The sequence below is a fragment of the Streptomyces sp. NL15-2K genome, assembly GCF_030551255.1.
In the GTDB taxonomy this organism is placed as follows: domain Bacteria; phylum Actinomycetota; class Actinomycetes; order Streptomycetales; family Streptomycetaceae; genus Streptomyces.
This window is the reverse complement of sequence record NZ_CP130630.1, coordinates 4,414,305-4,427,421: the sequence shown is the minus strand read 5'-3', so window position 1 is coordinate 4,427,421 and position 13,117 is coordinate 4,414,305. Positions and strand designations below refer to the sequence as shown.

The 13,117-nt window shown below is 71.0% G+C and carries 10 protein-coding genes; 9 read left to right on the top strand and 1 reads right to left on the bottom strand.

All coding sequences use genetic code 11. From position 1 onward, the window contains the following. Positions 1-55: 55 nt before the first annotated feature. A complete protein-coding gene (locus tag Q4V64_RS19725; protein WP_124441825.1) occupies positions 56-1,363 on the bottom strand; it encodes an MFS transporter in 1,308 nt (435 codons plus the stop codon). Positions 1,364-1,446: 83 nt separating this feature from the next. On the opposite strand from Q4V64_RS19725, the gene Q4V64_RS19720 reads away from it, so the two are divergent. From Q4V64_RS19720 to Q4V64_RS19680, 9 genes are all read left to right on the top strand, one after another. Continuing rightward, positions 1,447-2,421 carry a LysR family transcriptional regulator gene (locus Q4V64_RS19720; protein ID WP_124441826.1) on the top strand — a complete coding sequence of 325 codons (975 nt, stop codon included), beginning with the start codon at positions 1,447-1,449 and terminating at the stop codon, positions 2,419-2,421. 152 nt (positions 2,422-2,573) lie between these two features. Further along, a complete protein-coding gene (locus tag Q4V64_RS19715) occupies positions 2,574-3,704 on the top strand; it encodes a hypothetical protein (protein WP_124441827.1) in 1,131 nt (376 codons plus the stop codon). A 614-nt stretch (positions 3,705-4,318) separates the two neighbouring features. Next, positions 4,319-6,514, top strand: a complete 2,196-nt coding sequence (locus Q4V64_RS19710; RefSeq protein WP_124441828.1) for a bifunctional polysaccharide deacetylase/glycosyltransferase family 2 protein — start codon at positions 4,319-4,321, stop codon at positions 6,512-6,514. After that, entirely contained in the window at positions 6,511-7,704 is a 1,194-nt protein-coding gene (locus Q4V64_RS19705; RefSeq protein ID WP_124441829.1) for an acyltransferase, read from the top strand. Before Q4V64_RS19710 ends, Q4V64_RS19705 begins: the two co-directional genes overlap by 4 nt. 175 nt (positions 7,705-7,879) lie before the next feature. Further along, complete coding sequence (locus Q4V64_RS19700) at positions 7,880-9,259, top strand: nitrate/nitrite transporter (RefSeq protein WP_124441830.1); 1,380 nt, start codon at positions 7,880-7,882, stop codon at positions 9,257-9,259. Between the two features lie 204 nt (positions 9,260-9,463). Next, a complete protein-coding gene (locus Q4V64_RS19695) occupies positions 9,464-10,615 on the top strand; it encodes a uroporphyrinogen-III synthase (protein ID WP_124441831.1) in 1,152 nt (383 codons plus the stop codon). A 199-nt stretch (positions 10,616-10,814) separates the two neighbouring features. Continuing rightward, complete coding sequence (locus Q4V64_RS19690; protein WP_124441832.1) at positions 10,815-11,408, top strand: CGNR zinc finger domain-containing protein; 594 nt, start codon at positions 10,815-10,817, stop codon at positions 11,406-11,408. Between the two features lie 319 nt (positions 11,409-11,727). After that, on the top strand, positions 11,728-12,249 hold the full coding sequence (locus Q4V64_RS19685; RefSeq protein ID WP_010039908.1) for a sigma-70 family RNA polymerase sigma factor: 522 nt from the start codon (positions 11,728-11,730) through the stop codon (positions 12,247-12,249). A gap of 50 nt (positions 12,250-12,299) precedes the next feature. After that, a complete protein-coding gene (locus tag Q4V64_RS19680) occupies positions 12,300-13,061 on the top strand; it encodes a zf-HC2 domain-containing protein (protein WP_172629335.1) in 762 nt (253 codons plus the stop codon). Positions 13,062-13,117: the final 56 nt, after the last annotated feature.

Below are 13,117 nucleotides of genomic sequence, written 5' to 3'. Positions count from 1 at the left end.
ATGGGTGACGTCGAAGCGCTTCGACGGGCGAAGGTATGTGGGAGCTGTGGGTGCGTCAATGGGTCCTGCGGGAATTGCGGCAAGTGTTCGGATGGTCGAACGGGGCGAGCGAGATCAGCAGCGCCACCGCCGCCGCCGTGACCGGCACCCCGAATCCCGCCGTGGCCGACACGTGCTCCGCCAGCCAGCCGCCCAGCGCGCTGCCGCCGGCGATCCCGCCGAGCAGGCCGGTCACCGCGAGGGTCATGCCCTCGTTGAGACGGGCCTCGGGGGTGCTTCGCTGGATCAGGCTCATGCCGGTGACCATCGTCGGGGCCGTCGCCATCCCGGCGACCAGCAGCGCGCCCGCCAGGGCGAGGAGCGAGCCGGTCAGGGTGGCGGCGAGCAGCGGCAACGTCAGCAGGGCGGTCATCGCGGCTATGCACCACACGTAGCGTTTCCGCGGGGGACCGGCCGGCCTCAGCGCCCCGTACAGCAGACCCGCCGCGCACGAACCGGCCGCCTGCAGGCCGAGCACCACGCCGGCCGCCGCGCGGTGCCCCCGCGCGTCCGCGAACGCGATCGTGACGACCTCCATCGCCCCGAACGCCACGCCCATGGCGAGACAGACGGCGAGCAGGGGCGGCAGGCCGCGAACACGGAAGAGTGACTTCGTTTCGGCCGAGGTCCGCCGGTGGGCCGGCGGCTGCGTCGAGCGCTGCGCGGCGAACAGCAGCATGCCTGTCACCAGCAGCACCACGCCGGTGAGGGTGCCCGCCTCCGGGAAGAACGTCCCGCACAGGAATGCCGCGAGCGCCGGGCCCAGCATGAAGCACAGCTCGTCCACGGCCTGTTCGAAGGAGTTCGCGGTGTGCAGGGCCTCGTGGTCGCCCTGCAGCAGGTGGGCCCAGCGGGCGCGGGACATGCCGCCGAGGTTGGGCGTGGTCGCGGTGGCGGCGTAGGCGGCGAAGAGGGTCCAGGCGGGGGCGTCGTAGCGCACGCACAGCAGCAGCGCGAGCGAGCCCAGCGCCGCGAGGAGGGTGGCGGGCACGGCGATCCGGGCCTGCCCGTACCGGTCGACGAGCCGCGCGGTCCACGGGGCGACCAGCGCGGTCGCCGCCAGCCCGGTCGCGGTGACGGCACCGGCGAGGGCGTACGAGCCCCGGGTACCGGCGATCATGACGACCGCGCTCACGCTGAACATGCCCATCGGCAGCCGGGCCAGCAGATTCCCGGCGGTGAAGGCGCGGGTGCCGGGGACGGTGAAGAGACGGCGGTACGGGCCGGGCGGGCGGTTCCTCGTACGGGGATGGAAGTCGACGGCGACCAGGGTGTCGGCGGTGACGGTGTACAGAGGTGGCTTCCTCGGGGTCGATCGCGGCATGGGCCCACCGTCGCCCGCGGCCGATCAAGGGGTCCAACACCTGTTCCGTACCGATTCACACACCTGCGTTGTAAGTTCGCGCCATGCCCGCCACCGGTCACCACCTCGACCCCCGTCTGCTGCGCGCCTTCCTCGCCGTCGCCGAGGAACTGCACTTCACACGCGCCGCGGCCCGCCTCTACGTCGCCCAGCAGGCGCTCAGCCGGGACGTACGGCGGCTGGAGCGGGAGTTGGGCGCCGAGCTTTTCGTCCGCACCACCCGGCAGGTGACGCTGACGGCCGACGGCGAGCGGCTGGTGCCGTACGCCCGCCGCGCCCTGGAGGCCCAGGACGAGCTGCTCGCCGCCTTCCGGCAGGCCCGGCCCCTGCTGGTGGACCTCAACTCCCCCGGACTGGCCACCGGGCGCCGCGTCCTGCACCGGGCCCGTGAACTGGCCCCCGAGCACGAGCTGATGGCCCGCTACGAGAGCGGGCTGACCTACGCGGCGGGGGAGTTGCTCGCGGGCCGGCTCGACGCGTCGTTCGGGCGGTTCGCCGGTCTGTCCCCGGCGCTGCGGGCGGGCCTCGACCATCAGCCCGTGCGCTACGAGCCGATGGCGGTCCTGCTGCCCGAGGACCACCCGCTGGCGGCGCTGGAGGCCGTGCCGCTCTCCGCGCTCGCCGGCGAGGCCGTGTACGCGGGCGCCGGGAATCCCCGCACGCCGGAGTGGACCGACCTCGCGCGTCGGCTCTTCGAGGGGCGCGGCATCGAGGTCGCGCCGCCCGCTCCGCTCGCCGTCGGGGACGAGGAGTTCCAGCGGATCATGGCCAAGACGCGGAATCCGATCCTCGTAGTGGTGGATTTTCCGGCCATGCCCGCGACGGTGCGGCGTCCGCTCATCCGTCCGATTCCGCTGTCACCCGTGTCACTCGTGTGGCGAAAGGGGCTGGTGCATTCCGGACTCGATGCGCTGCGCCGGGCCGCGCTCGAACTCACGGTCGAGGAAGGCTGGCTGCGACGGCCCGCCGAGGGATGGATTCCAGCCAATGATTCCGACCTGATGGGCACCCACTATTGACACGTAGCGAACACGCACCCTCTCTCTGCGCTACATTCAGGGCCCTGAGCACGGCGTGATAAAGGGGGCGCTCGGATCGAGTGGGGGCTCGGTTCGGTCGACGTGTGCTCAGGTCGTCCGCGCACCCGGAACTTTCCCTTGGGGGGATGTGCGTGCGCGTGAAGAAGGGGCGGAAAGACGCCCAACCGGAATGGCCCGAGGTCGCGGTCGAGGACCGTTTTGCCACGGGTGAAGGCACCCAGGCCTTTCCGGAGACGATCGGAAGCGGAATCCCGAGACAGGCCACTGCTGAAGCGGGCCGGACCGGGATATCCGGCAGCGGCGACCGGGACCTCCCGGACGCCGACCGGCCCGGTGGAGCCGGCAGGGCCGACGCCCTGGCGTCGGCCGGCGAGACCGGGGAGCGCCCGGGGGCCGCCGTACCGACCGCCGCCGTGCGCGACCCGTGGAAGGAGTCCGACGCGTCGGGTTCCGGCCAGAACCCGCACGTAGGGACCGGCGCCGCCCATGACCCCGACGAGGTGACGGTTCAGCTCGACGACATCGGTGAGCAGCGGGAGGACCTGCTGGTACGGCAGGCCAAGGGCGGCGGACCGGACAGCGGACCGGGCGGTGGCCAGGACGGCTCCGACGGGCCGGTCTTCGTGGACGAGTCGGGGCGCCGCAGCCGCCGTTTCCGCCGCATCGGCATGGTCGTCGGCCTGGCCTGCGCGGTCTACGCCGTCGTCATCGTCGCCACCCTGCTGTCGGGCAACTCCCACGCACCCTGGCTGCCGGTGCCGGGCCAGGAGGAGGACCGGCCGGCGGGCAAGGTCGAGACCTCGCCGCAGCCCGAGGAATCGGATCCGCCCTCCGCCACCGGCGGCGTGTGGCCCGGACCCCGTCCGACGGTGAGCGAGGGCACGGCCCCGGTCCCGGCCCCCGGTGCCTCCGCGCCCCGCGCCACCACCAGGCCCGACCGGCCGGGCACGTCCCCCGGCCCCGAGGCGAGCCCGACGAGAACCGCGCCGGGCCCGGGCACCGGACCGACCGAACCCACCCCGACGCCGTCGCCGACGGCGACGATCACGGACCCGCCGGTCGTCCCGACTCCGACCGACACCGCGCCCACGCCGACCCCGACCGGGACGACCGGCACCGGTGACAGCGCGGGCCCCGGCACGGGCACGGTGGCGGACGGCCCGAACGAGCCGACGCCGATCGCCACGGAGCCGGGCACACCGGCCGGTCCGGATCCCGGTCCGGGTCCGGGCCCTGAGCCCGCCCCGGCGCCCATCGCCTGATCGCACGTCTCTTAGTGCCCCAGCAGGCAACGTTCGCCCCGTCGAGGACGCCCGGCACGCCGAGAGCACGCACCGGCTGCGGTCTTTGGCCTCCCCCACTCTCGGCTTCGCTCGAGCGGGGGGACCCCCATCGCGGCGGGCGCTCCTCAACGGGCAAACGTTGCCTGCCGGGGCACTAGGGCCTGTGTCGGAAGTGGCGCCTGCCGGGCGACGCCTGGCACGCTCCCCCACTGCCTTAAGGGCGTGGGAGGTGCCCCCACTCGCCGCACCGGGCGAAAGCCCAAGTACATCCAGTACGAGGGCTTCCGCCCGGCACGCCGAGAGCACGCACCAGACGCCGCCCGGCCCGCCCTCCGGGCGGACGACGCCACTTCCGACACAGGCCCTAGGTGCACGTCCGCCCGGGACCGCGCCGCTCCCGGTGCGCTTCCGCGGACGGCATCGCCCTGCCCGGTGCGCATCCGCCGATGACACCGCCGTTCCTGGCGAGCATCCCCTGATCACACCGCCGTTCCCCGTGCACACCGCCGCCCGATGGCAGCCCCAACCCCGGTGCACACCCTCTTGATGCACATCCCCGCGATGGCATCCCCGTCCCCGGAGCACAACCTCTGATGGCATCCCGCACCCGCCGTCCCGGGGCTGCGACCGGAGCCCCCGACGGCTCCCGGCGCCGCCGCCTGCCCATGCGCCTGCTGCTGCCCGTGCTGATCCTCGCCGCCCTGATGGCGATGCTGATGCTGCGCGGCTACGTGCACAGCGAGATCCTCGCCGACCACCGCGTCCAGCCCGAGGCCGCCGCCGACCAGGTGCCCCGGCGGATCCTCGACGGCGGCCCGGTCATCGACACCCGCGGCGGCCGCACCACCAGCCTGAAGGTGCCCGACCACCGCATGGTCCTCACCTTCGACGACGGCCCGGACCCGATCTGGACCCCCAAGGTCCTGGACGTGCTCAGGAAGCACGACGCGCACGCCGTCTTCTTCATCACCGGCACCATGGCCTCGCGCCACCCGGACCTGGTCCAGCGCCTGGTCGACGAGGGCCACGAGATCGGTCTGCACACCTTCAACCACCCCGACCTCTCCCTCCAGTCGAAGGAGCGCATCGACTGGGAGCTGTCGCAGAACCAGCTCGCGATCAGCGGCGCCGCCGGCATCCGCACCTCGCTGTTCCGGCCGCCGTACTCCTCGTACGCGGCCGCCCTGGACAACAACACCTGGCCGATCACCCAGTACATCGGCAGCCGCGGCTACATCTCCGTCCTCAGCAGCGTCGACAGCCGGGACTGGAGCACGCCGGGAGTCGAGCAGATCATCCGCAACGTCACGCCCGAGGGCGGCAAGGGCGCGGTCGTCCTGATGCACGACTCCGGCGGCGACCGCCACCAGACCGTCGAGGCGCTGGACCGCTTCCTGCCGCAGATGAAGGCCGAGGGCTACGAGTTCGACCACCTCACCGAGGCCCTCGACGCACCCAGCGCGCACACCCGGGTCGCCGGCGTCGACCTGTGGAAGGGCAAGGCGTGGGTCTTCCTCGTGCAGGCCTCCAACAACATCACGGCCGTCCTGGTGGTCGGTCTCGCGATCATCGGCTTCCTGGTCATCGCCCGCTTCGGGCTGATGCTCCTGCTCTCCGCCATCCACGCCCGCCGGGTGCGCCGCCGCGACTTCCGCTGGGGAGAACCGGTCACCGAACCGGTGTCGGTGCTGGTCCCGGCGTACAACGAGGCCAAGTGCATCGAGAACACCTGCCGCTCGCTGATGGAGAGCGACCATCCCATCGAAGTGATCGTCATCGACGACGGTTCGAGTGACGGCACGGCACGGATCGTCGAGAACCTGGACCTGCCGGGCGTCCGCGTGGTCCGTCAGCTCAACGCGGGCAAGCCCGCCGCCCTCAACCGGGGCGTGGCGAACGCCCGGTACGACCTGGTCGTGATGATGGACGGAGACACCGTCTTCGAGCCGTCCACGGTCCGCGAACTCGTCCAGCCGTTCGGCGATCCCCGCGTCGGCGCGGTCGCCGGCAACGCCAAGGTCGGCAACAAGGACACCCTCATCGGAGCCTGGCAGCACATCGAGTACGTGATGGGCTTCAACCTCGACCGCCGTATGTACGACGTCCTGAACTGCATGCCGACCATCCCGGGCGCGGTCGGAGCCTTCCGGCGATCGGCCCTCGAACGGGTCGGTGGCATGAGCGACGACACGCTCGCCGAGGACACCGACATCACCATGGCCATCCACCGCGACGGCTGGCGCGTCGTCTACGCGGAGAAGGCCCGCGCCTGGACCGAGGCCCCGGAGTCCGTCCAGCAGCTGTGGTCCCAGCGCTACCGCTGGTCGTACGGCACCATGCAGGCGATCTGGAAGCACCGCCGCGCCCTCTTCGACCGGGGCCCGTCGGGCCGCTTCGGCCGAGTCGGACTGCCTCTCGTCTCCCTCTTCATGGTTCTGGCCCCGCTGCTCGCGCCCCTGATCGACGTGTTCCTCGTCTACGGCCTGGTCTTCGGCCCCACCGGCAAGACGATCGCGGCCTGGTTCGGCGTCCTGGCCATCCAGGCGGCCTGCGCGACCTACGCCTTCGTGCTCGACCGCGAGCGCCTGACCCCGCTCATCTCCCTGCCCCTGCAACAGATCCTCTACCGCCAGCTGATGTACGTCGTGCTGCTCCAGTCCTGGATCACCGCCCTGACCGGCGGCCGGCTGCGCTGGCAGAAGCTGCGGCGCAAGGGCGGAGTGTCCGCGCCGCCGGGCGCCGCCCCCGCGCAGGACAGGCAGGTCGTGGACGGGAGGCCGGTCGGATGAGTACGACACCCACGCAGCCCGTCACGCGGGACCAGCCCGAGATCCTCAAGCCGTCGTCCCCCGTCCGCGACCGCTACTTCGACCTCCTGAGGGCCCTCGCCCTCTTCCGGGTCGTCCTCTACCACCTCATGGGCTGGGCCTGGCTGCCGCTCGTGTTCCCCTCGATGGGGGTGATGTTCGCGCTGGCGGGCAACCTCATGGCCCGCTCCCTCAGGAGCCGCCCGCCCCTCCACGTCGTACGCGGCCGGATGCGCCGTCTGCTGCCCCCGCTGTGGCTGCTCGGCGCGGTGGGTGTGACGGGCATGCTGGCGCAGGGCTGGGGCCCGGACGCCGAAGGGCATCCCGGCTGGTGGTGGCTGCACCTCACGTTCTGGATCCTGCCGCTGAGCGACCCGCCGTACGCCGAAGGCCTGGCCGGGATCCAGGGGCTCGTCGGCGAGGACTGGGCGGCGGAGCTGGCGGGACCGCTGTGGTACCTCCGCGCGTACCTCTGGTTCGTGCTGCTGTCCCCCTTCCTGCTGAAGGCCCTGCGCGCGCTGCCTTTGGCTACGATCCTGGCGCCGATCGCCCTGTCGGCGGCCTTCGAGTTCGGCTACCTCGCGCTGCCGGGCGAGCGATTCCCCTCGGCGTTGACCGACTTCAGCACGTTCGGCGCCTGCTGGATCCTGGGCATGGCCCACCAGGAGGGCGTCCTGAAGCGCATCCCCCAGTACGTCGTCCCCTCGGTGGCACCGGCGATCGCCTGCCTCGGCCTGTGGTACGCACTGGAGCACGGCTTCCGGCAGGGCCACGACCTGGACGAAATCCCGTTCGCCCAGTCCGTGTGGTCCTTCGCGACGGTGCTGCTGCTCCTGCACCTCAGCCCGTCGTGGACCGAGTGGCCGGACAGGCTGCGCCACTGGAGGCGGCTGATCACCCTCCTCAACACGCGAGCGGTGACGATCTACCTCTGGCACAACGCGTGCATCCTCGTCGCGGCCACCCTCTGGGACCGGCTGTGGAACGTCGACGTCCTGGCGGATCAGTACGCCTGGCTCCTGGAAAGCCCCTGGCCGGTGCTGGTCCTCGTCTGGCTGCTCATCGGCGGCTGCGTGGTCGCCTTCGGCTGGGCGGAGGACCTGGCGGCACGGCGGAAGCCGCGGCTGTGGCCGGACGGAGCGGAACGCGGTCGTACCGCCAAACACAGGTGAACCGAGTCACATAACGTTCCGAGACCTCTCAAGCCGCCTCCACTCTTGGTGAGAGCAAAGTTCCCTTCCGGTCACTCGGTGCCACAGCGCGGAAACGCGCCCTCCCTACCTTCGGGACTCAGCCACTCCCTGTAAGCGCAGAACCACCCGAGCCCCGGAGCACCGTGGAGGCGTCATGACAGCCCCTAGTACCGCACCCCCGAGCAGGGGCGGCCGCTGGATCCAGCAGTGGGATCCGGAGGACGAGACCTTCTGGAAGGAGACCGGAGAGAAGGTCGCCCGCCGCAACCTGATCTTCTCCGTCCTTTCCGAGCACATCGGGTTCTCGATCTGGACCATGTGGTCCGTGCTGGTGCTCTTCATGGGCCCGGAGTACGGGCTCACCCCGGCGGACAAGTTCCTGCTGACGTCCATGGTCACGCTGGTCGGAGCCGTCGTCCGCGTGCCCTACACCTTCGCCGTCGCGATCTTCGGCGGACGGAACTGGACGATCGTCTCGGCCGGCCTCCTCCTCGTCCCCACCGTCGCCGCGTTCGCCGTGATGGAGCCGGGGACGTCCTTCAACACCTTCCTGCTGGTCGGCCTGCTGGCCGGTATCGGCGGCGGCAACTTCGCGTCGTCGATGACCAACATCAACGCGTTCTTCCCGCTCCGTAAGAAGGGGTGGGCGCTCGGCCTCAACGCCGGCGGCGGCAACATCGGCGTACCGGTGATCCAGCTGGTCGCGCTCGCCGTCATCGGTGCCAGCGCCGGTCCGCGGGTGCTGCTCGGGATCTACATCCCGTTCATCGTCGTCGCCGCCGTCCTCGCCGCGCTCTTCATGGACAACATCGAGAACGTGAAGAACGACACCGGCGCCGCCAAGGACGCCGCGAAGGACGCCCACACCTGGATCATGTCCTTCCTCTACATCGGCACCTTCGGCTCCTTCATCGGATACAGCTTCGCCTTCGGCCAGGTGCTGACGAACCAGTTCGGGCGGACCCCGCTGGAGGCGGCGTACGTCACCTTCATCGGCCCGCTGCTCGGCTCGCTGATCCGGCCCTTCGGCGGCTGGCTCGCCGACAAGTACGGCGGCGCCAAGATCACGCTGTACAACTACGTCGGCATGGGCGTGGCCACCGCCGTCCTCATCGCCGCCAGCATGGAGAAGTCGCTGGCCCTGTTCACCGTCGCGTTCGTGGTGCTGTTCGTGCTCACCGGCCTCGGCAACGGCTCGACGTACAAGATGATCCCCGGCATCTTCCAGACCAAGGCCCTGGCCAAGGGACTGCAGGGTGAGGAAGCCGCCGCCTACGGCCGCCGCCTCTCCGGTGCCTCCATGGGACTCATCGGCGCGGTCGGCGCGCTCGGCGGCGTCGGCATCAACCTCGCCTTCCGGCAGTCCTTCCTCTCCTACGGCTCCGGCACCGGCGCGTTCGTCGCCTTCCTCGCCTTCTACGCCGCCTGCTTCGCGGTCACCTGGGCCGTATACCTTCGCCGCACGGCCGCCCGGACACAGGCCGACAGCACGACCTCGGAGGCGAAGCCGCAGCTCAGCTACGCCGAGGTGTGACGCTGTGCCCATCCGGGGGGCAACCCCCGGACCCCCGGCCGGAGGGCGGAGATCGCGTCCGGCACTTCGGGGGTACTGGGCATCGGTAACACCGTCGACATCTAGCGGAACCGAGCCTGTCACGAGCCGTTGACAGGCTCGGTCGGCATGTGGATGCAAGCACCTGATGGATAGGTGCGACAACTCGAGTGCGGGACGAGAGTTATGTACGACGAACAGCAGCGACCGGACCACGGGCCCCTGGCGGGGTTCACCGTGGGAGTGACCGCCGCGCGCCGGGCCGACGAGCTGGGCGCGCTGCTCCAGCGGCGCGGAGCCGCCGTACTGCACGCCCCTGCCCTGCGCATCGTGCCGCTGTCCGACGACAGTGAGCTGCTCGCGTCGACCAAGGAGGTCATCCACCAGGTTCCGGATGTCGTGGTCGCCACGACCGCGATCGGCTTCCGGGGCTGGATCGAGGCCGCCGACGGATGGGGCCTGGGCGAGGACCTGCTGGAGAAGCTGCGCGGCGTGGAGCTGCTCGCGCGCGGCCCCAAGGTCAAGGGCGCCGTACGGGCCGCCGGGCTGACCGAGGAGTGGTCGCCGTCGTCGGAGTCCATGGCCGAGGTGCTCGACCGGCTGCTGGACGAGGGCGTCGACGGCCGCCGTATCGCCGTCCAGCTGCACGGCGAGCCGCTGCCCGGGTTCGTGGAGGCGCTGCGGGCCGCCGGAGCGGAGGTCGTCGGGGTGCCGGTGTACCGGTGGATGCCGCCGGAGGACATCGGGCCGGTGGACCGGCTCCTGGACGCGACCGTCTCCCGAGGCCTGGACGCGCTCACGTTCACGAGCGCGCCGGCGGCGGCGTCGCTGCTGTCCCGTGCCGAGGACCGCAGCCTGCTGCCCGAACTGCTCGCCGCCCTCAACCACGACGTGCTGCCGGCCTGCGTCGGCCCGGTCACCGCGCTGCCGCTCCAGGCCCACGGCGTCGACACGGTCCAGCCGGAACGCTTCCGGCTCGGCCCGCTCGTCCAGCTGCTCTGCCAGGAACTCCCGGGCCGGGCGCGGGCGCTGCCGATCGCCGGGCACCGGGTGGAGATCCGGGGGCACGCGGTGCTGGTGGACGGCGACCTGAAGCCGGTACCGCCGGCCGGGATGTCCCTGCTGCGGTCGTTGTCGCGGCGGCCGGGGTGGGTGGTGTCCCGGTCCGAGCTGTTGCGGGCGTTGCCGGGCGCGGGACGGGACGAGCATGCCGTCGAGACGGCCATGGCCCGGCTGCGTACGGCTTTGGGGGCGCCGAAGTTGATTCAGACGGTGGTCAAGCGGGGGTACCGGTTGGCGCTCGACCCCGCCGCTGACGCGAAGTACTCGGACGTGTGATCAGGCGCCCCGCGTCGGCCTGAACGGCCTCGTCCCGCGTACATGACGCGTACATAACCAGCCCCTGTGCCCGCCGCCGGTACGAGGGGTTCCAGCGGCGCGAGCGGGCAGGCACTGTTAGAGGGAACGGTTCCTCAGCCCCCTCCCACGGATCTCACCCGCCCTTCTCGCCGGGTGACCTCTAGGCGGTGACAGGCACATGGCATTGGGTACGGCCACGGGCGCGTACGAGCTTCGGTTCGACGCCGGGCGGATCTGCCTGGATCTCCTCGCGACCACCCACCCCGTCGAACGCCTCGACTCCCTCGTGGTCCTGCGTGCCTGGATCACCGGGTCCGGACTCGTCCCGGAGGGCACCCCGCTGGCGCACGCCGACGCCTCCTGGCTCGTCGGGTTCCGCGAACTTCGTGGTCGTATCGGACAGTTGGTGCCAGGTGGGCCGGCGCCACAGGGGCGGCTGTACGGTCTCGCGCTCGGCCGCGTCAACGAGATCGCCCGCGCCGCGCCCCCGGCCCCGCGTGCCGTGCCCGGTGAAGACGGCACGCTCGTGCGTGAGTTGCACGGTCCGCCCGAGTGCGCGGCGCTGCTCGGGGCCGTCGCCCGGGACGCCGTGGAACTCCTCACGGATCCGGTCGCGCGGGCGGGGCTCCGGCAGTGCGAGGGGGACAACTGCCCGATCGTCTACCTCGATACGTCACGGGGGCGCAGGCGCCGCTGGTGTTCCAGCGAGGTCTGCGGGAACCGCGAAAGGGTGGCCCGGCATCGACGACGGGCGGCGGTCGCCCGCGCCTGACTGTCCGTTACGCACCTTCTGTACGGCGGCTGTCGAAGTGATTTCGATTACACGCCGTTTACCTTCGGCCGCCTCGGGGCAGCTGGCGCAATCTTTTCGGTGTGGCGGAAATGTAAAGATCGCGCGGGGGGAATGTGCGGTCATGTCCGGCCTCGTCACGTCACTCACGAGAAAACTGTCACGTCACTTTGAACGCTCAACTGCCCGCGTCCGTACCCGTGGTCGAGCGACCGACTGGGGGAACCCCCGGACACCGGAGGTGGGCGTGCGCAAGGATGCGGCCGTGGCCAATGAACGTGGATCGAGGGCCCGACATCGCATGTCCCAGCCCTCGGAACCTGATGAGGAGCTGATGCGTGCTCTGTACAGAGAACACGCCGGACCTCTCCTTGCGTATGTCCTGCGGCTGGTCGCCGGAGACCGGCAACGCGCGGAGGACGTCGTCCAGGAGACACTCATCCGAGCCTGGAAGAACGCCGGTCAGCTCAATCGTGCGACCGGATCGGTACGCCCCTGGCTGGTGACGGTCGCCCGTCGCATCGTCATCGACGGCCACCGCAGCCGGCAGGCCCGGCCGCAGGAGGTTGATCCGTCGCCGCTGGAGGTCATCCCCGCGGAGGACGAGATCGACAAGGCGCTGTGGCTGATGACGTTGTCCGACGCGCTCGACGACCTGACCCCGGCCCACCGGGAGGTGCTCGTAGAGACGTACTTCAAGGGGCGTACCGTCAACGAGGCGGCAGAGACCCTGGGCATACCCAGCGGCACCGTCCGCTCCCGGGTCTTCTATGCCCTGCGGTCGATGAAGCTGGCACTGGAGGAGCGGGGGGTGACGGCGTGATGAGTGTTTACGGGGGCTTCGGAACAGGTGGTTCGGGTATGTCTGGCCCCATGATGGGATCTCCGGGCCCGAACGAGCACGAAACCGTCGGCGCCTACGCCCTCGGGATCCTCGACGATGCCGAGGCAACCGCTTTCGAGGCCCATCTCGCCACCTGCGAATGGTGCGCCCAGCAGCTCGACGAGCTCGCCGGGATGGAACCGATGCTGGCCGCCCTCGCGGACCTGCCGGGCTCCGGCACACCCGCCATCGGCGAGTCGCTGTCCTCGAAGCCCAGCCCGCGCCTGGTGAACAAGCTCGTCGACGAGGTCGCCGACCGCCGCGCGCAGAAGCGCCGCAAGGGCTTCTACATGGTCGCGGCCGCGGCCGCGCTGATCATCGGCGGCCCGATCGTCGCCGTGGGAGCGACCGGCGGGGACTCGGGCGGCACCTCGGCGGCCCCCGCGCCGAGCGCCGCCAAGACCCTGTTCGACGGCATGGGCGACAAGGCGACGGGCACGGACCCCTCTACGGGCGTCAGTGCGACCGTCGCCACGGAGAAGAAGGACTGGGGCACCGAGGCGGTCCTCGAGCTCAAGGGTGTCAAGGGCCCGCTCAAGTGCTCCCTGATCGCCGTCGGCAAGAACGGCGAGCGCGAGACGGTCTCCTCCTGGTCCGTCCCGGCATGGGGCTACGGCCTTCCCGACGGCAAGACCGAGAAGTCCAGGAACCCGCTCTACATCGGCGGCGGAGCGGCCCAGACCCCGAACGAGATCGACCACTACGAGGTCATGACCTTCGACGGCAAGAAGCTCGTCGAGGTCGACGCGTAAATCACTGAGAGCGGACGCATAGCTTCCCGGGCCCCCCTTCGCGTACGGTTGACGGC